Source organism: Streptomyces sp. NPDC060031, assembly GCF_042736805.1.
Lineage (GTDB): Bacteria > Actinomycetota > Actinomycetes > Streptomycetales > Streptomycetaceae > Streptomyces.
The window spans coordinates 1-15,688 of record NZ_JBHWVM010000134.1 but is presented as its reverse complement, the minus strand read 5'-3'; the positions used below and the strand labels follow the sequence as shown (position 1 = coordinate 15,688).

The 15,688-nt window shown below is 70.3% G+C and carries 18 protein-coding genes; 5 read left to right on the top strand and 13 right to left on the bottom strand.

What is annotated here, in order from left to right; all coding sequences use genetic code 11:
- Positions 1-600, top strand: a 600-nt coding sequence (locus tag ACFWB8_RS34690) for an ISAs1 family transposase (RefSeq protein WP_385236530.1), incomplete at its 5' end; no start/stop codon positions are given.
- A 49-nt stretch (positions 601-649) separates the two neighbouring features.
- Here the strand turns inward: ACFWB8_RS34690 and ACFWB8_RS34685 are convergent.
- From ACFWB8_RS34685 to ACFWB8_RS34650, 8 genes are all read right to left on the bottom strand, one after another.
- Positions 650-1,033 carry a barstar family protein gene (locus ACFWB8_RS34685; RefSeq protein ID WP_385236527.1) on the bottom strand — a complete coding sequence of 128 codons (384 nt, stop codon included), beginning with the start codon at positions 1,031-1,033 and terminating at the stop codon, positions 650-652.
- Between the two features lie 9 nt (positions 1,034-1,042).
- Entirely contained in the window at positions 1,043-1,450 is a 408-nt protein-coding gene (locus ACFWB8_RS34680; protein WP_385236524.1) for an ATP-binding protein, read from the bottom strand.
- Positions 1,451-1,570: 120 nt separating this feature from the next.
- Positions 1,571-2,506, bottom strand: coding sequence for a phosphotransferase family protein (locus ACFWB8_RS34675; protein WP_385236521.1), 936 nt, complete (start codon positions 2,504-2,506; stop codon positions 1,571-1,573).
- Positions 2,507-2,695: 189 nt separating this feature from the next.
- A complete protein-coding gene (locus ACFWB8_RS34670) occupies positions 2,696-3,349 on the bottom strand; it encodes an HAD family hydrolase (protein WP_385236518.1) in 654 nt (217 codons plus the stop codon).
- Positions 3,346-3,870 (bottom strand): orotate phosphoribosyltransferase, encoded by a 525-nt coding sequence (locus ACFWB8_RS34665; RefSeq protein ID WP_385236516.1) that lies wholly within the window; start codon positions 3,868-3,870, stop codon positions 3,346-3,348. Before ACFWB8_RS34665 ends, ACFWB8_RS34670 begins: the two co-directional genes overlap by 4 nt.
- The gene (locus ACFWB8_RS34660; RefSeq protein ID WP_385236513.1) at positions 3,867-4,409 is read right to left on the bottom strand and encodes an LOG family protein; all 543 of its coding nucleotides are present in this window, start codon (positions 4,407-4,409) and stop codon (positions 3,867-3,869) included. The genes ACFWB8_RS34665 and ACFWB8_RS34660 overlap by 4 nt, the downstream gene beginning before the upstream one ends.
- Positions 4,406-5,317 carry a nucleotidyltransferase domain-containing protein gene (locus ACFWB8_RS34655; RefSeq protein ID WP_385236510.1) on the bottom strand — a complete coding sequence of 304 codons (912 nt, stop codon included), beginning with the start codon at positions 5,315-5,317 and terminating at the stop codon, positions 4,406-4,408. Before ACFWB8_RS34655 ends, ACFWB8_RS34660 begins: the two co-directional genes overlap by 4 nt.
- A 37-nt stretch (positions 5,318-5,354) precedes the next feature.
- Positions 5,355-6,230 carry an aspartyl/asparaginyl beta-hydroxylase domain-containing protein gene (locus ACFWB8_RS34650; protein ID WP_385236507.1) on the bottom strand — a complete coding sequence of 292 codons (876 nt, stop codon included), beginning with the start codon at positions 6,228-6,230 and terminating at the stop codon, positions 5,355-5,357.
- 207 nt (positions 6,231-6,437) lie between these two features.
- On the opposite strand from ACFWB8_RS34650, the gene ACFWB8_RS34645 reads away from it, so the two are divergent.
- Positions 6,438-7,817 (top strand): transcriptional regulator, encoded by a 1,380-nt coding sequence (locus ACFWB8_RS34645; protein ID WP_385236504.1) that lies wholly within the window; start codon positions 6,438-6,440, stop codon positions 7,815-7,817.
- Positions 7,818-7,830: 13 nt separating this feature from the next.
- On the opposite strand, the gene ACFWB8_RS34640 is transcribed toward ACFWB8_RS34645, so the two are convergent.
- Complete coding sequence (locus tag ACFWB8_RS34640) at positions 7,831-8,178, bottom strand: restriction endonuclease (RefSeq protein ID WP_385236533.1); 348 nt, start codon at positions 8,176-8,178, stop codon at positions 7,831-7,833.
- Between the two features lie 406 nt (positions 8,179-8,584).
- On the opposite strand from ACFWB8_RS34640, the gene ACFWB8_RS34635 reads away from it, so the two are divergent.
- Positions 8,585-9,004 (top strand): hypothetical protein, encoded by a 420-nt coding sequence (locus ACFWB8_RS34635; RefSeq protein ID WP_385157673.1) that lies wholly within the window; start codon positions 8,585-8,587, stop codon positions 9,002-9,004.
- Positions 9,005-9,048: 44 nt separating this feature from the next.
- On the opposite strand, the gene ACFWB8_RS34630 is transcribed toward ACFWB8_RS34635, so the two are convergent.
- The 4 genes from ACFWB8_RS34630 to ACFWB8_RS34615 all read right to left on the bottom strand — a co-directional run bounded on the left by ACFWB8_RS34630 (position 9,049) and on the right by ACFWB8_RS34615 (position 12,796).
- Positions 9,049-10,272 (bottom strand): IS110 family transposase, encoded by a 1,224-nt coding sequence (locus tag ACFWB8_RS34630; protein ID WP_385236501.1) that lies wholly within the window; start codon positions 10,270-10,272, stop codon positions 9,049-9,051.
- Between the two features lie 612 nt (positions 10,273-10,884).
- Complete coding sequence (locus ACFWB8_RS34625) at positions 10,885-11,244, bottom strand: DUF402 domain-containing protein (RefSeq protein WP_385236498.1); 360 nt, start codon at positions 11,242-11,244, stop codon at positions 10,885-10,887.
- 87 nt (positions 11,245-11,331) lie between these two features.
- Complete coding sequence (locus ACFWB8_RS34620; RefSeq protein WP_385236495.1) at positions 11,332-11,490, bottom strand: hypothetical protein; 159 nt, start codon at positions 11,488-11,490, stop codon at positions 11,332-11,334.
- Positions 11,491-12,022: 532 nt separating this feature from the next.
- Positions 12,023-12,796, bottom strand: a complete 774-nt coding sequence (locus tag ACFWB8_RS34615; protein WP_385236493.1) for a replication-relaxation family protein — start codon at positions 12,794-12,796, stop codon at positions 12,023-12,025.
- A gap of 1,043 nt (positions 12,797-13,839) precedes the next feature.
- Between ACFWB8_RS34615 and ACFWB8_RS34610 the strand changes: the two genes are divergently transcribed.
- A complete protein-coding gene (locus ACFWB8_RS34610; protein ID WP_385236490.1) occupies positions 13,840-14,898 on the top strand; it encodes a helix-turn-helix domain-containing protein in 1,059 nt (352 codons plus the stop codon).
- 4 nt (positions 14,899-14,902) lie between these two features.
- Entirely contained in the window at positions 14,903-15,508 is a 606-nt protein-coding gene (locus ACFWB8_RS34605; protein ID WP_385236487.1) for a hypothetical protein, read from the top strand.
- Positions 15,509-15,688 lie beyond the last annotated feature (180 nt).

The window sequence follows — 15,688 nt, the reverse complement described above, 5'->3', positions numbered from 1 at the left end:
GAGCACGCGAAATGGCTGGTCGAAGCCAAGAACGCGCACTACCTCCTGGTGGTCAAGGGCAATCAGCCGAGACTCCACGCTGCGGTCAGATCCCTCCCCTGGAAGGAGGTGACCGCCCGCCGCTACGACCGCGAGGCCGGTCACGGCCGACACGAGACCCGCTCGATACGCACGCTTACCGTCACCGGTCTCGGCCTGGACTTCCCCCACGTCGTCCAGGCGGTGAAGATCCTGCGGCACCGCACCGATCTGAAGACCGGCAAGGTCACCCGGCAGACCATCCACGCCATCACCGACATGACCGCACACGAGGCATCACCACAGCTCATCGGCCGTATCGCCAGAGCGCAGTGGGGCATCGAGGCCGTCCACCACGTCAGGGACACAACGTTCGCGCAGGACGCTTCAAAGATCCGCACCGGACACGGACCAGAGAACATGGCCACCCTCCGAAACCTCGCGATCAACACCCTCCGCGACGTCGGCCACCACAACATCGCCGCCGGACTCCGAGAGGTCTCCTACACACCCTTCGTTCGCCCGCTCGACCTACTCGAACTGCCCCTGACCTGCAACGGGACATCACCAACCAGACTATGAATTAGCCCCGGCCAGGGCCGTCTGCCCGGTTCGTGACAAGTGCGCTTGGTCAGCGCAGCCGCAGGCCCCCCGGAAGCTCCTCTTCAATGATCTCGACCAGCCAGTCGAAGGCGGTCGGGCCACGTCCAGCACGTGCTTCTTCCAGCCGGGCGCTCATACGGGCCTTGTTCGTCGGGTGACATCGCGCGAGCCACATCTCAAGCTGACGAGCAGTCTCCGGGTGTCCGAGGTTCCGGCGCGAGGCCTCGTGATCGCGCCACTCGATCATGAAGTCGCCGTCGTCTGGCGTCCCAAAGCCGCCGCGGAGGCAGTCAGCGAAGGCATCGAGGTTCCGGCCGAAGTAGCCGCCGCAGCCGATGCTCTCGCCGGCGACACGCCAGAAGTCCTCGAGCGTTCTGACCTGGCTGCCGTCCAACACATATCTCACCGTCACAGCCGCAGACTACGTCCGACCTGGCGACCTGCCTATCTGTTTTGAACCCGTGCTGTTCAGGCACCACCTCGCACGGGTTCGCCGGAACATGTGCGCTTTGGCGAACGGGGAGTTTGTAGCCACGGCGGTCGCCTTGCATTCCTCGCGCTCGGTGAAAATCTGGAACAGGAGCTTGGCGCCCTTCTTGTCCAGGTTCAGATACCCGAACTCGTCCAGGCAGAGCAGGTCGACCTTGCTGTAGCGGGCGATCACCGAAGACAGGCGGCGGCCTGCCTCCGCCTCGGCCAGCTCGTTCACCAGCGCGGAAGTGCTGGTGTAGCGGACGGACAAGCCGGCCTCGGCGATCGCCGTACCGACCCCGATCAGCAGGTGGGACTTCCCAGTGCCCGAGTCACTGGTCCCCCGGGGCCCTGGCATGTCCGTCCCGGGGCTACCCTTCGGAGTCCGTGGGCCTGGTCCCCCAGCGGGCTACGTGGCGGCCGGAACGGGTTCGGTGAGGCGGTCCGGCCGCGTGTGGGGTAGCCGCAGTCTCGCTGTTCAGCGCAGCCGGGGGCCAAGGAGCGTAAGGCCGGCAGCGGCCGCGCGCTGTTGGTAGGCGCGCAGGCCGGGGGCGCCGGGGGGTGATGGTAGTCGGGCGTTTCGGTGCCAGTGTCCGGTGAGGGCGGCGAGGAACGCGGTAGAGGCCAGGGGCTCTGTCGCGGAAGCGGGGTGTTCGTCCAGCAGACGGGCGACGTCCTGTGGGGTGTGTCCGGCGAGGACGAGCTGGGGGGCGAGGGAGACGGCGTCGATGCAGGCGGGTCCGGTGGTGGCATGGGCCCAGTCCACGAAGGTCACGCCGAGGTGGAGGTCGCGGACCATGTTGTCGGCGCGCAGGTCGCCGTGAACGATCCGGTCGCCGTGGGCCAGGCCGGGCCAGGCGGCCTCGAGTTCGGCGAGTTCGTGCAGCCGGTGCCGTACGTCGGGTTCCAGGTCGCCGGGCGGGTTCGCGAGCAGGACGTCCCAGCCGTGGAGGCTGGCCGCGCCGGAGGGCGTGGCGGCGACCGCCGCGGTGTAGGGCGGCGGGGCGGCGCTGGAGGTGAGCTTGTCCAGCAGGGCCCAGAGCTGTCCGGGGTCGGATGAGTCCGGGGACAGGTCGGGATGCGGGCCGTCGAGGTGGGCGATGACGACAGCGGTCCAGTCGGCCGTGTGGTGGACGCCCACCAGGTCAGGGGCTGGTGCTCCCGGGGGAAGGGAGCTGAGGACGACGCTTTCGTGGAGGTTGGCGACCGTGAGGGGGTCCTCGGTGGGGGCGGCTTTGACGAAGAAGCGTCGTCCGTCGGCGAGGGTCAGGGCGGCGGCCAGCTGGTGGCCGAAGCCGCCCGCCGGGGTGACGGCGTTGGTGACGGGGGCGTCGAAGCAGGCTTCTAGGCGGGCCCGCAGCGGGGCAGGGACGTCAGTCCATCGCAGACGGCCGACGGGGGGAAGCGAAGACATGGAGGCGACTCTCAGGTGGTGGCGGGCAGGGCGCGGGGGTGAGCGCCAGCCCGGACCGGTGAGGTGCTGCCTCAGTGGTCCCGGCTGGCGCTTGGCGCCTGTCGCCGCATCACACGCATGCCTTGAGTCCTTCGGAAGTCGGGAAGGGCACCCGTTTGGGTGCCCTTCCACTGTAGCGGGGCGGGTGGGTCAGGTCGTGGGGATTGGGGTCAGGTGGTGCAGGAGGGACGGTCCGATGCAGGTGGGATCGGGCAGGAGGTGGCGGGCTCCCGCCGAGTGGAGTGCGGCGGGCGGGTGCCAGCCCCAGGTGGCGCCCAGAGCGAGGACACCGGCGGCGCGGGCGGCGGTCATGTCTCCAGGACTGTCCCCGACGAATACCGCCTGCTCGGGCCGCACGTCGATCCGGGTCAGGGCTGCGTGCAGGCCGTCGGGGGCCGGCTTCGCCGGTGCGTCTTGCCGGGTGATCACCACGTCCAGCAGGTCGGTGAGGGCGGGTGGCAGGAACCAGGACAGGCGGTCGCGGTCCTGGAGGGTGACGACCCCGAGGGCGACGTTGACGGTGCGTAGGGCGAGCAGCCCGGTGAGTACGCCGGGGAACGTGGCGGGCAGCGCGGCGGCGAGCGCGCCGTCCCACCAGCGGGTGCAGGCGGCGTCCGGGTCGGTGACACCAAGGAGGGCCAGGATGTCGGCTCGGGGGCGGCGCAGGGCGTCGGTCGGGAGGTCCGCGGTGGTGGTGCGGCGGCCGGTCGCGCAGGTCGTGACCGCCGCGAGGGCGGTGCGTACGGCCGGGCCGCTGTCGAGGAGGACGCCGTCGAGGTCGAATAGTGCGGCCTGCCGCGTCACTGGATGCCTCCAGGGTCGGTGAGCAGGGCGGACAGGGTCATCCGGTGCTCGGTGAGCAGGGCGGCGGCTCCCGCGTCGCGGTCCAGGACGCACGCTGCGGCGGTGACCCGGGCGCCCGCGATCCGCAGCAGATGGGCGCCGCGCAGCAGGCTCGTCCCGCTGCGGGCGGTGTCGTCGACCAGGACGGTGCGGCGGCCGTCCAGGTCTGCGCCCTCGATCTGCCGCCACGTGCCGTGCTCCTTGGGTGCGGCCCGTACGTAGGCGGCGGACAGGCCGGTGTACAGGGACACTGCGGTCACGAGCGGGATCGCCGCGAGCGCCGGCCCGGCCACCACCTCGGTGTCAGGGGGCAGCAGCGCGGCGAGCGCGGCTGCGGTCTCCCGGAGCAGCAGCGGGTCGGCGGTCAGCCGGTAGGGGTCGAAGTAGGAGTTGAGGGTGCGCCCGTCGGGGAGCTGGTAGGGGCCGGGCCGAAACGCCGCCGCGATCCGCTCCGCGAGGACGGTGGGCATCGAGGTCGTCATCGCGGGCTCGCGGAGGCGAGGTGGGCCAGGTCCTTCTCCAGTGCGGCGACGTCGGGGAGGTCGGCGAGGAACTCCAGCGGCCGGGTCGGGCCCTCTACCAGCCACTGCTCCGCGCGGAGGAACGCACCGAGGCGCCGAGCGGCCGGGCCCAGCAGTCGCACGGGGACGGGGCGGATCGTCGTCGCGTAGTACAGGGCGGTGGCCGCCTCGTGCAGGGTGCCGACCCCGCCGCCCATGACCATGACCAGGTCCACGTCGTTGAGGTAGGCGTGCAGCCGCTCACCCATCGTCGGCGCGTACACGACGTCGGTGACGTGACGGTTGAACGGCCCCCATTCCGGGCGGTCGGCCAGCGTGATCGCGGTGACCGGCACCCCGTGGCGGGCGGCGCCTTGGGCAGCGGCTTCCATCAGGCCGTTGTAGCCGCCGTGCCGCAGCCCGTATCCGGCTGCGCCCAGGGCGTCCCCGGCGGCCAGGGCGAGGGCGTTCTCCCCGGAGCGGGCGACGACGCCGGCGAACAGCGCCACAGTGCGTGTCATGTCTGTACCTCCTGGCTCTGGTAGGCGCGGTAGGCGGTGATCTCGTCAGACAGTGCGGTCACCGCGTGCGGGGCGATCCGCCCAGTCAGGCGCACGATGCGTTCCAGCGTCTGGTCCGCCTGGGCGACGGTGGGCACCGGCGGGCCGCTCAGCGCGTCGGTCAGCTCCGCCAGGCATTCCCGGCCGATCGTTGTACGGCCCACCTCGTCGGGCAGGTGGTACCACCCGTGGTGGCGGGAGTGCGGGACCAAGGCGGTGCGGATCACGTCCCGGCACGTGGCGTGCAGCTGGTGCAGGAGCCCGTAGGCGATGTACTCCTGCCCGCGCAGGACGCGTTTGCGGAGCATCGCGTGCAGGACCATCGCCTGCACCAGCAGCGTCGAGCAGTCCGCCGGCGCGGCCGCCGTACGGGCGAGCTCCGCCGCCGTCTCCGCCCGGGCCCCCGCGTCCTGCGGGGCGGTGTCGGCGGGGGTCTCCTGCCAGAGCAGGCGTGGGCCGATTCGGCGGCGCAGCGCGTCGACTGCGCTGTCCGGGCAGAGGTAGAGGTCGAGCTGGAGCAGGTGCCCGTCGTGCGGCAGCAGGTAGACGAAGCCCGCGCCACCCAGGTCGCCGACGATGGTGTCGCGCCAGCCGGGCAGCAGCGTGCCGAACTCGGTTGACATCACCGCATCCAGACTGGTCATCAGCGACGGGAGCCGTGCGTCCCGTACGGCGACGACCAGGTCCACGTCGGACAGCCGGTCCGCCGTTCCGGTCGCCAGGGAGCCCCGCACGAGCAGCTGCGTCACCGCCGGGATGCCGGACAGCGACTGCACCAGATCGGCGAGCACCATCAGCTGCGGGGGCCGGTGGGCGTAAGCCAGTTCCTCCAGGGGCGACAGCGGCGCTGGAGGTGTTGTCGTGGTCATACGACGTTCCTTCCTGCGAAGAAGAGACGAGCGGGAGTCAGCGGGCGAGCAGGTGCCTCTTGGCCTGCGCCCACCGGGCGGCCTCCGTGTCCGCCCCGCGGTTCGTGTGCAGGTCGGCGATCAGGTCGTACGCCCCGCCCTCGGGAAGCGCGTAGGCGTAGTACGCCCGCAGCAAGACCTGCTCGGCCGAGGAGACGAACCCCAGCGAAACCAGCTCCGTGGCCCGCTCCATCAGCCGGTCACGGTCGGCAGCCGTCAGGACCGGCAGCCGGACAGCGTCCCCGGCGCGCAGATGCGGCCGGGCGGCGAGCTCGCGGTAAGCGTCGTCGGTGTAGACGTCGGCGATCAGGTGCAGCCGGTCGGGTCCGGTGGCGTTGCGGACCCCGTGGGCGCGGGAAGGCGTCAGCCGCCACAGAGAGCCGGCCGCCATGTGCACCCGGGCCCCGGCAGTCACGAGGACCGCCGAAGGGTTGGTGACCAGGGGGATGTGCAGGCGGTGGCGGCCGCGCTCGTTCAGCTCCGCGTAGTCGCGGTGCTCCCACAGGTAAGAGTGCGGCTCCAGCCGGGCGAGGCGTACGTACATGTAGTCCAGGCCGAGCCCCGCCAGGAAGTCCTGGGTGACGGGCATGCGATCCAGGAGGGCGGTCGGGCGGGGCCGGCCGTCGCCAATCACGACGTCGTGAGGGTCCCCGTCGGTGGAGTGGTTCATCAGCGAGGCCGTCCACCAGCCGCCGGACTGATACTCCCCGTAGGCGACCTTCCCGCGCGTCGGCGCCGCCAGCGCCTCCGCCCGCATCCGCTCCACCAGCGTCTCGTCCAGGTCAGCCAGCCTCGCCACCTGCCCGAGCAGTTCCGGCCCCGGACTGCTGATCTCCTCGGTGGCCGCCGTCGCGGCGAACGTCATCGTCCCCATACGTCTCTCCCGACACCTCGGTGCTGTGGCGACCCGAACGGGCCGCCGGGGCCACCACACCGCACCCGCCGCCCCGCTCCCAGAGCGCGCGCGTTGCGGCCGGTTGCCGCCCGTTGCGGTGGGTTGCGGACCGAGCCCGGCGCCCTTCCCCCTCCCCTGCGCAGCCGGAACACTGGTGGTCCGTGTGCTCGCGAAGGGAAAGCCGCCGTGACCGTGGACACCAGCGCCGAACAGCACCCGCTCGCCTACCTGCTGTCCCGGCGCGGGATGAGTAACGAGGCGTACCTGTTCCGAGTGGCCGAGCAGCACCGGCGCATGGGGTACGGGCAGATGGGACACCGCAAGGAGAAGGCGTCGCGGTGGGTCAGCGGCGAGAACGCGCCCACCCTGCGCACCCAGTTCGCCATGGCCGCACTGGAAAAGATCCCTCCCGAAACAGTCCTCGCCCACGGCTGGCCGGGCTGGCTCCTACTCACCGTGCCCGACGACCACCCCATCCTCACCGCCCCGTGGACCACCACGGCGACCGTGCACGCACTGGAGACCGCAGGAGGTCCGGTGGACCGCAGGAAGTTCCTGATCACCACATCCGTCACCCTCACCAGCACCGTCGCCCAGTGGTCAGGGGCCGCCCCCGCGGGCGCCGCGTCCACCGGCGGCCGACGCATCGACGACAGCACCCCCGACCGCTTCGAGCGCCGCCTGGAAGACCTGCGTCATCTGGACGACGAGTTGGGGTCCGGGGAGGTCTACGACGCCGCCCGCACCGAACTTCGCCTCATCCTCAGCGCGCTCAAGGACTCCACCTACAGCGAGCGTGTCGGGCGGCGCCTATTCGGGGCCGCGGCCGAAGCCTCCCGGTCAGCCGGCTGGACGGCGTATGACAGCGGACAGATCGCCGCCGCTGAACGTCACTACGTCACTGCCATGCGGGCCGCCGCGAGCGCCGACGACCCGGTCGTCGGCGCCAACACGCTCGCTTTCTGGGCCATCCAGCAGTACTCCACCGGCAACCCGCGCGGCGCGATCGACCTCATCGGCGCAGCACTGGCCCAAGCCCCGCGCATTGGCTCCGCGCGCATGACCGCCATGCTCCACGCCCGTGCCTGCCGGGCCCATGCGCACGCCGGCGACGCCCGCGCCGCCGACCGGGCCGCCAATGCCGCCCTGGACGCCTACTCGCATGCAGGCCCGATGGAAGCGGACCCCGCCTGCGTCTACTGGTTCAACCTCGGCGAAACCCACCAGCTCCTGGGCAGCTCCGCCCTCAACCTCGGCAATCCCCGCCAGGCCCTCAAGCACTTCCAGGATGCCTCCACCGCGCACCACAGCGGAGGCGAGGCATACGACGGCGACGCCTTCCCGCGCGGGCACGCCATCTACCTCGCGCGCCTCGCCGAAGCCCATCTCGCCCTCGGCGACATCGACGCTGCCGTCGACACCGCCCACACCGCCGTCGCCCGCATGGGAGGCGTCACCTCCGCGCGCGGCACCAGCACCCTGCACGATCTGAGGCAGAAACTCGGACGGCGCCGCGGCGTACCCGTTGTCGCCGACTTCCTCAACTACACCGCCGACACGGCGTGAGCGGCGCCCCGGGCTACGTGGTGGCCGGGGCGGGTTCGGTGAGGCGGTCCAGCCGGGTGTAGAGGGACCGTACGATCCGGGCGCGGTTCTGGGCGCACTGGGCGGTGCCCTTGAGCGGTACGGACAGGCAGCCGTCCGCTTCGCGGAGGACGACTTCGGCGAGGGCGCCGCGTCCGTCGTGCTTGGGCAGGGCGGCGGCGTAGCGCCGGACGTCGGAGGCCACGGCGCGGGCGTGGCCGGTGAGCTGGAGGGCGATCTGCTCGTAGTCGCGGGGTTCGAGGTGCGGGTCGGTCCACGCGAGAACAGCGGTGACGAGTGCTTCGTGCGGGGCTCGGTCCAGCGGGAGTTCGGCCTCGATCAGACGGCCGCGAAGCCGCTCGCCAGGACGCCGGAACCGGGGACGTACTCGGCAGCCTGGGCGAGCATCGGCTCGAAGGGCGGGGTGAGAACCACTCGGGGATGGCCTCCTTGACCGCTTGCTTCGAGCCTGGCACCCGACAGCCTCCCCCGGGACAGTCATGGAGGGGGCGGGGACACGGCCAGAGGGTCCTACCGGGTCAGGCTCCAGGGTGAGCCGGCTGCTTCCAGCAGACGCGGTGGCTGCCATCACTGGGGTAGAGCCTCTTCCCCTGGCTATCGCAGGGTAAGACACCTCATGCGGCTAAGAGGTCAAGACAGCGGGTGAAATGAGGGCCTCCGGAGGCGGCTCTGGCCGCCATCGTGAAGGCGAGCCGAGGTGTCCGAGCTGTCGTGCCAGGATGGAGGCCATGACCCTCTCCGAAATCGACAACGAGTTGAGTTCAGCCCTTCAGGACGCTCGCTCGGCATCATGGTCCGTCAGAGCGGCAGCAGGTCGGCGTCTGGCAGGCTCGGCAGAGGAAGCCGGAGTGGCTGACGTACTGCATCGGCTGCTGCTGGACGGCCAAGACACCGCTGTCACTCGCGAGACGGCGGAGGCTCTGCTCGAGCGGGGGGACATCTGCGGTTTGCGCATGGTCCTGGTGGCGCTCAGCAGCGCGGACGACGGCACCAGTGACTACCTCGATGGTGCAATCAATGACGTCTGCTGTCAGTCCGAGGAAGGTCTCGCACAGCTCGAGGAACTGTCCTCGGTGTTGGTATCGGATGCCGACGACTCGATCAGCAACGAAGCAAGCAGGATCCTGCGCGTACGGGCCCGCCGCTGACCTGAGGATTCACGCCACCGTGATCAGAGTTCCAACGTGCCCCGTCAGGTCCCAGCGGGCTGTGGGAACGCGATGGATTCGTTGAAGGGGACGCGGGTCTGGAGGCAGTGGTGGAGCTGTCCGAGCATGCGGTTGAACAGGTGCCGCAGGGCCTGGGCATGCCAGTCTCCTGTCTCGCGTCGTCGCCGGTAGTGCGCGTTGGCGCCCTTCGAGTGGGTGAGGGTGGAGAAGGCCCATAGGTAGCCGGCGTGGTTGAGCCGGTTGTTCTTCACGAAGCGCCGTCCGACGTACTTGCGTTTGCCCGAGGCCCGGGTGATCGAGGCCGCTCCTGCGTATGCCTTGAGTCCGCCGGCGGTGGTGAAGCGGGTGCGGTCGTCGCCGATCTCGGCCAGGAGACGTGCTCCGACCCCGGGGCCGATGCCGGGGAAGCTGAGCATGATCGGCGCGTCGGGGTGGCTCCGGAAGGTCCGCTCTACCGCCTTGGCGAGCTCGTCCACGGCCTTGCAGACTGCGTTCAGCTGGACCAGCAGGGCCTTGGCCTGGATGCCCATGGCTTCCTCCACCGCGGGCAGCTGGCGGGCGGTCGGCTGCCGGAACAGCGTGTGGATCCGCTCGGCGTCCTCGTTGATGCCGCGTTGGCGGCCCGCGTTGTGCATCATCACCCGGAGCTTCCAGAGCGGCAGCTCAGCGGCCATGGCCGGGGTGGGTGCGGCGGCGAGGATCTTCCGCGCGTCCGGCCGGGTCAGTCCGCCTGCTTTGTAGCGCCATGCCTCCAGAGCAGCGGGGTAGTACTCGCGCAGGAGAGAGCGGAGCTGGTTGGCGATCTGCTGCCGGTTCCAGACGGCGTCCTGGTGGGCGCGGGCGAGGACGGCGATGGCCTGGGCCAGGTCGCTGTCGGCGGGCAGGGGCCGGTGCATAGGCATGTCCGTGCGGATGATGTCCGCCAGGACCAGGGCGTCGCCGGGATCGGACTTCTTGCGGGAGACGCCGTGCCGGTCACGGTAGCGGGAGGCCGCCATCGGGTTGATCGCGAAGACCTGCCGGGCCCCAGTCCGCAGGGTGGCGACCAGCAGGCCGCGGCTGGTCTCGATGGCCACCGGGATCGGCGTCTCGGCGCTGTCGCCGTGGTCGGCCATCAGGTCCAGCAGCAGCTGGTAGCCGTCCAGGTCATCGTCGATTCGGCACTTGGCCAGCAGCTTGCCAGTGTTGTCGATGATCGCGACGTCGTGGTGCCCTTCTGCCCAGTCGATCCCGCAGAACACGTCCATGGATCCCGCCCCTTCTCCCGTGCTGTTCTCGAAGGCGAGCACGCGGGGCCGCACGGCGCACTAATTCCAGGGCTCCAAGGCCCGCCACCTCATCAGCCGTGCGCGGCACCGCTGGACCGCACGGGCGCACGCCGTGTCCAGAGCTCGAAGCTCGTGAGGAAAAACGCGTCACCGTACGGCAGCTCATCCGTCGAGGATCCCGAATCCGACGGGCTCGTGGGGGCAGAACGTGCGAGGACCGGCCGGCACCACGGCGCCACCGGTCTTTCCACAGACCTGATCGGTCGGAGGTGTCGTAGGGGTCACCACGGCACCGACCGGACCACACACGTCCTGCCCTGGCAGACAGCGTCCGCCGGGCCCGTCAGAGATCCAGAACCTCTAATTGCTATCGAATTAGAGGTGTCGTCGGCGCGGACAGGCTTGCCCAGCGGTGCTGACCAGGGACAACGGGGGGTGTCCGTTTTGCCGGGCTCCTACTCCCGGTCACCCCTCCGGTCCCCCGCCGGAGGCAACCGTGCAAGCACCTGTCCAGCCCCCTTCCGGTGCAACCCTCCCGGCCACCAGTCCCGGGCCGGGAAGGCGCGGCGTGGGCCAGTTCGGCTCCCATCTCTAGGCCGCCCACCGCTCCGCGTGCGCGAACACCCCGGAACGCTCGGCGAGCATCGCGAGGACCTGGGCGCGGGCGGCGTCCACGGCCTGGTGCTCGGTGTCGGAGACGATGCCCAGGCGCCGCACGTGCGCGTACTCGTCCTCGTCCTTCCACTCCCACCGGGTGAGGTCGGGAGTGACCACCAGGTCCACGGTGAGGTCGAAGGTGTCGAACCCGGCCGTGGTGCGGCGGGTGGGGTGCTCGAAGTTGACGTACCAGTTCCGCAGCCGGCGCCCGTTTACGTCCGGGACGTAGAAGGCGTTGATGCTGAACCAGGCCGCCGGGGGCTTCCACAGCAGCAGGTCGGTCTCCTCCCACACACTGGCCGCAAGGTCCCACCAGCCGGACGCCAGCGCCTCGAACGCCTCCGTACGCGCCGACCGGTCCCCTTCGGTGCGGGCCTTCGCCTACAGGGCGGGCCACCGGGCCTGTGCGCCGGGCGCGCAGGCGGTCACCAGCGCCTCGCCGGTGTCGGCGACAACCCGCAGCGCCTGCTCGCTCCACACCCGGCCCGACCGGTGGACATCGCGTCGTACGACCGTCTGGCCCCTCTCGAAACCGTGCACCGGATCCTCCTTGGCCTTCCCCGGCCGGGAGGTCCGGCCCGGCTTGCCCAACCTCAGCCCACCCCGGCCGGGGTGGGCAAGCCTCCGTCCAGGTGTGGCTTGCCCAGGTGAGCCTTGGGCTTGCCCGCCCGACAGATCGGTCACCGGGGCAGGCATGACCGATCTCCTCAGCGATCGGTCAAACCGCAGGTCAGCGCACGTGACCGATCCATGCAACTCCCCCGGTGACCGGTCACCTGCCCTCGGTCAGCGCAGCCTCGCTGAGAGGCTCCGCGGCGGGGCTGCGACCGATCCCTCCCTGCTCGGCGTGCTCCGGCCGGGGTGGGCAAGCCTCCGATCCCGACGGCTTGCCCAGGCTCCCCTTGGGCTTGCCCGCGGCTACCGGCGGCGGCCGAACAGGCCGCGGTTCTTCTTCGCCTCCGCTTCGGCCACTTCGCGGGCCGCGGCCTCCTCCGCCTGGCGCCGCGCGGCCTTCTCCGCCTCCACCTGTTCCCAGTGTTCGCTCAGGCACGGCTCGCACAGCTCATCCCCCTCACCGCGCCAGCTGGACTGCCGGATCGACTGCCAGCGTTCGTCGGTGAACTTCGGTCCCGCACCGGGCACACAGCGGCCGCTGCGCCTCCCGGGCCGCGGCCTCCCGCTCCTTCTGCCGCCGGTGTGACTCCCTCGACTGCACCGCGTGCAGCTGGTCGCCGTCCGGGTTGGCCAGGGCCTCGCTCAGCGTCTGCCACTCATCCTCATCCCGTCCCAGCCTGCGCCACACCCTCCCCGCAGCCCCGGCCGGATCGGCCGTGATCCGCTCCAGCTCGGTGACGACCACGGGCACCGCCCGGTGGTAGTCGACCGCCGTGATGTCACCGCCCGCGTACTTGGTGCCGGCGAAGTAGGGACGGGCTGCCTGCTCCAGTCGCCGCATCCTGCTGGCTCGCTGCGCCTTCGTCTTACCCGTGAACACGAACGCCACCGGCACGTAGCCCTCCCGGCCGGTCGCCGGGTAGATCCGCGACCACAGCCGGAAGTCGTGCACCGCCACACCCTGACGGCGGGCCGCGTGTGCCTTGTCCTTGTCGGCCTTCGGCGCGAGCAGCTCGAACCACTCGGTGTAGCGGCGCACCTTGGCCACCAGGACGTCGACGGGCTCGGTGACGCGGTCGACCTCCAGGAGCATCACGGGAACGTTGGCGTCCGGGGCGCGCATCGTCAGGTCGGCGTACTGGGTGTAGCCGTACGGGAGGCGGTGGGCGGTCTCGGTCTGCCAGGACAGCGGGGTGCCGAACCCGGCTCCGGTGAGGACCGCGGCGGTCATCGTGACGGCGGCGGCGTGTTCGTCGAAGCCCTCGCCGGCGACCGGCTCTCCCTCGTCGTCGCAGCGCGGAGAGCCGCACGGTTTCCGGCAGCAGCTGCCTGGCTTCCTTGTGCCCTCGCTCGGTGAGCACCCACAGCTGGTGGTTCGACTCCAGTCGCGTTTCCACCCGAACCTTCCCGTCGCCCTTGAGGGCGTTGAGGGTGTCCCTCGTGATCCGGTCGTGCGCATCGCCGGGGCGCAGCATCCGCCACAGGTGTTCGGCGGTAGCCCTCTGGAAGATCCCGAGAGCCTTCAGCACTTCCTTCTTCCGGGCGTGGGTTGGCTTCCAGGTCTGCTTCGAAGACCCAGAAGGGTTGTCCGGGGCTGACCAGGGGATACGCGCCTGGCGGGCGAAGTGGCCGTGGAGGGGGCCGTGGAGGGGGCCTGCGGGTCCTGGTCGACGTCGCCGGCGGGCGTCTGGGCGGCGGCGGGGTGCGGTTCACGGTCGGGCTCGGGGGTGGGGTTGGTGGGCACGGTGTCCTCGGATTCTCCGGCCTGCCGGCCGGGACGGTGAGCGTCCGGCCCGCACGCCGATGTGCGCACGAGCCGGGGCCACCGTCGGAAGGACCCCCTTGACCGTCGTCTGACCCGCTCGCCAACGGCGGTCTCTTTCCTCCCGATTACTGCCCCTGTCGAGAGGATTTGTCCGTGACTGACTGTGACGACGCAGCACAGTTGGCCAATGAGCGGGCCAGATGTCGCTGGTCAGAGCGTTCTGACGCTTCGTAGTTGGCAACCAGTCGCCCCAAAATGGCAGGTGTCCCGTCTCAACTGAGTTGGCAGCGCATGATCCTCTGACCTGTAGCACTGCTAGGTGGTGTATGTTCACGCGCTGCTCCTGCACCGCCAGGTTTCCCCTGTGCCTCAGGTCACCTCAGCCAATCCTGGGCCACCACCGGCCATGTTGCGGCAGACGGCTGCTGGCCGGTCGTAGCCGGTGCCGACGCTGGGAAGGCCACCGAGGTGCCACATCCACGGTAGGCGCACGGCAGACGGGGGTTCCTATGGCGTTCACGGAGTTCGACACGGCGGAGTTACCGGCGGAGTACCGGTTCGACTGGTGGCGCGAGGTGGTCGCCCGGGGGGTGGCGCCGACCCGGATCACCAGCGACCACGCCGCCGACTTCGCGGGCAGCGCGGGGTCGCTGGACCTGGGGCGGCTCCAGATCACCACGATGTCCTTCCCCGGGCTCCGGTCGGAGCGAACCGCCGGGCTCATACGCCGCTCCGACCCCGAGACGTACGAGCTGACGCTGATCCTGGCCGGCGCGATGGTGGTGGGCCAGGGCCGCAACGAGACCCGGCTGCGTGCGGGCGACTTCGCGATGTGGACGTCGTCGCGCCCGTACAACGGCCACGCCGAGAGTGGCCCCGTCATCGGGGACTCGCGGGCGATCATCCTGCACCTGCCGCGCGCGCTGGTGCCGCTGCCCGAGGCGAAGATCGACCGGCTGCTCGCCGTCGGCATCCCGACCAGGTCAGGGACGGGCCGGGTGCTGGCCCAGTTCCTCGGCTCCGTGGTCCACGAGGCGCCCGTGCTGGACGCGACCGAACGGGAGCGGCTCGGCGGGACGAGCCTCGACCTGACGACGGGGTTCCTCGCCCACCACCTCGACGCCCAGGAGTACCTGCCGCCGGAGGCGCGGCACGCGATGCTGCTGGCCCGGGTCGACAGGTTCCTCCGGGACAACCTGTCGGACACCCGGCTCACCCCCCGTGCCGTCGCCGCGCAGCACCACATCTCCGTACGGCTCCTGCACCATCTCTTCCGTGGCCGCGACGAGAGCGTGGCGGCCACTATCCGCCGCCTGCGGCTCGAACGCTGCCGCGCGGACCTCGCCGACCCCCGGCTGCGCGCGATGCCTGTGCAGGACATCGGCGCGCGGTGGGGCCTGGTCAACGCCGCCACGTTCAACCGCCTGTTCCGCACCACCTTCGGGGTGACGCCCGGTGAGTACCAGCGCGCATCGCGAATGAAGGCTGCGCTCTTTGCCAATGACGGCGGCGGTCGCACACAGCAATGTTGTGGCCAGTGCGAAACACGTCGTCGATCAGAGGGGTAATTCCGTGGCAGAGCAAGGAACGTTCAGATCCATCGCGTGGGGGAGGGTCGTCGTCGCAGTGATGATGACGCTCTTCGCCCTGGCGGCCACAACGAGTGCGGCCGGTGCTTCCCCGGCAGCCGACCGGAATGGCACCCCGGGCTTCGCGGCGCAGGCGAGCTCTTTGGGGCTGACCAGCGGCCAGGCAGCAGGACTTCAGCGCACAGCCGACGGCTACCTGGCCAAGACAGACGGCACCCAGGTGGCGATCAACAAGATCGTGACCCGCGCCGGAGGGGAACTGCTCATCCCGCTGCCCGGAGAGAAGTACGCCCGTGATCTCGCCGACAAGAACGGCGCGCGGATCGCCGCCGCCGGCACCTGCCCGTACACCTACGTATGCGCGTTCGCACTCCCGAACTTCGAGGGTGTCCGCCTGAGCTTCTACGACTGCAACACGCTGAACAGCATTCCGTTCAGCGGGAACGGGTCTTGGAAGAACAACCAGGCATCTCACCTGCGGGCGAAGTTCTACGACATCAACGCCAATCTCGGCTGGACTTCGCCCGGAGGGTACAGCCAGGACAGCAACGCCCCCTGGGACTGGGTCTACTACCTCAGCCCCTGCTAGGCAGGGGCATTGCGTAGTCGAGGTTGGTCCGGTTCGCCGGGTTCATGCGTGACGTGACGTCATGTCCGGTGTGCGGTAAGGGAAACCGGGCAGCAGAGCAGGCACGGTGCTGGTGATCATGTGGTTGTCGAGACCCATGAGAACCGAGCGAGACCGTGCCTGCCCGAACATCATCGCCCA

Coding starts and splice junctions, on each gene's coding strand:
- ACFWB8_RS34665 (WP_385236516.1), bottom strand. CDS start 3,870: ATGACGACCTCGATGCCCACCGTCCTCGCGGAGCGGATCGCGGCGGCG.
- ACFWB8_RS34615 (WP_385236493.1), bottom strand. CDS start 12,796: ATGACCGCCGCGGTCCTCACCGGAGCCGGGTTCGGCACCCCGCTGTCC.
- ACFWB8_RS34675 (WP_385236521.1), bottom strand. CDS start 2,506: ATGTCTTCGCTTCCCCCCGTCGGCCGTCTGCGATGGACTGACGTCCCT.
- ACFWB8_RS34660 (WP_385236513.1), bottom strand. CDS start 4,409: ATGACACGCACTGTGGCGCTGTTCGCCGGCGTCGTCGCCCGCTCCGGG.
- ACFWB8_RS34655 (WP_385236510.1), bottom strand. CDS start 5,317: ATGACCACGACAACACCTCCAGCGCCGCTGTCGCCCCTGGAGGAACTG.
- ACFWB8_RS34680 (WP_385236524.1), bottom strand. CDS start 1,450: ATGCCAGGGCCCCGGGGGACCAGTGACTCGGGCACTGGGAAGTCCCAC.
- ACFWB8_RS34610 (WP_385236490.1), top strand. CDS start 13,840: ATGGCGTTCACGGAGTTCGACACGGCGGAGTTACCGGCGGAGTACCGG.
- ACFWB8_RS34650 (WP_385236507.1), bottom strand. CDS start 6,230: ATGGGGACGATGACGTTCGCCGCGACGGCGGCCACCGAGGAGATCAGC.
- ACFWB8_RS34635 (WP_385157673.1), top strand. CDS start 8,585: ATGACCCTCTCCGAAATCGACAACGAGTTGAGTTCAGCCCTTCAGGAC.
- ACFWB8_RS34630 (WP_385236501.1), bottom strand. CDS start 10,272: ATGGACGTGTTCTGCGGGATCGACTGGGCAGAAGGGCACCACGACGTC.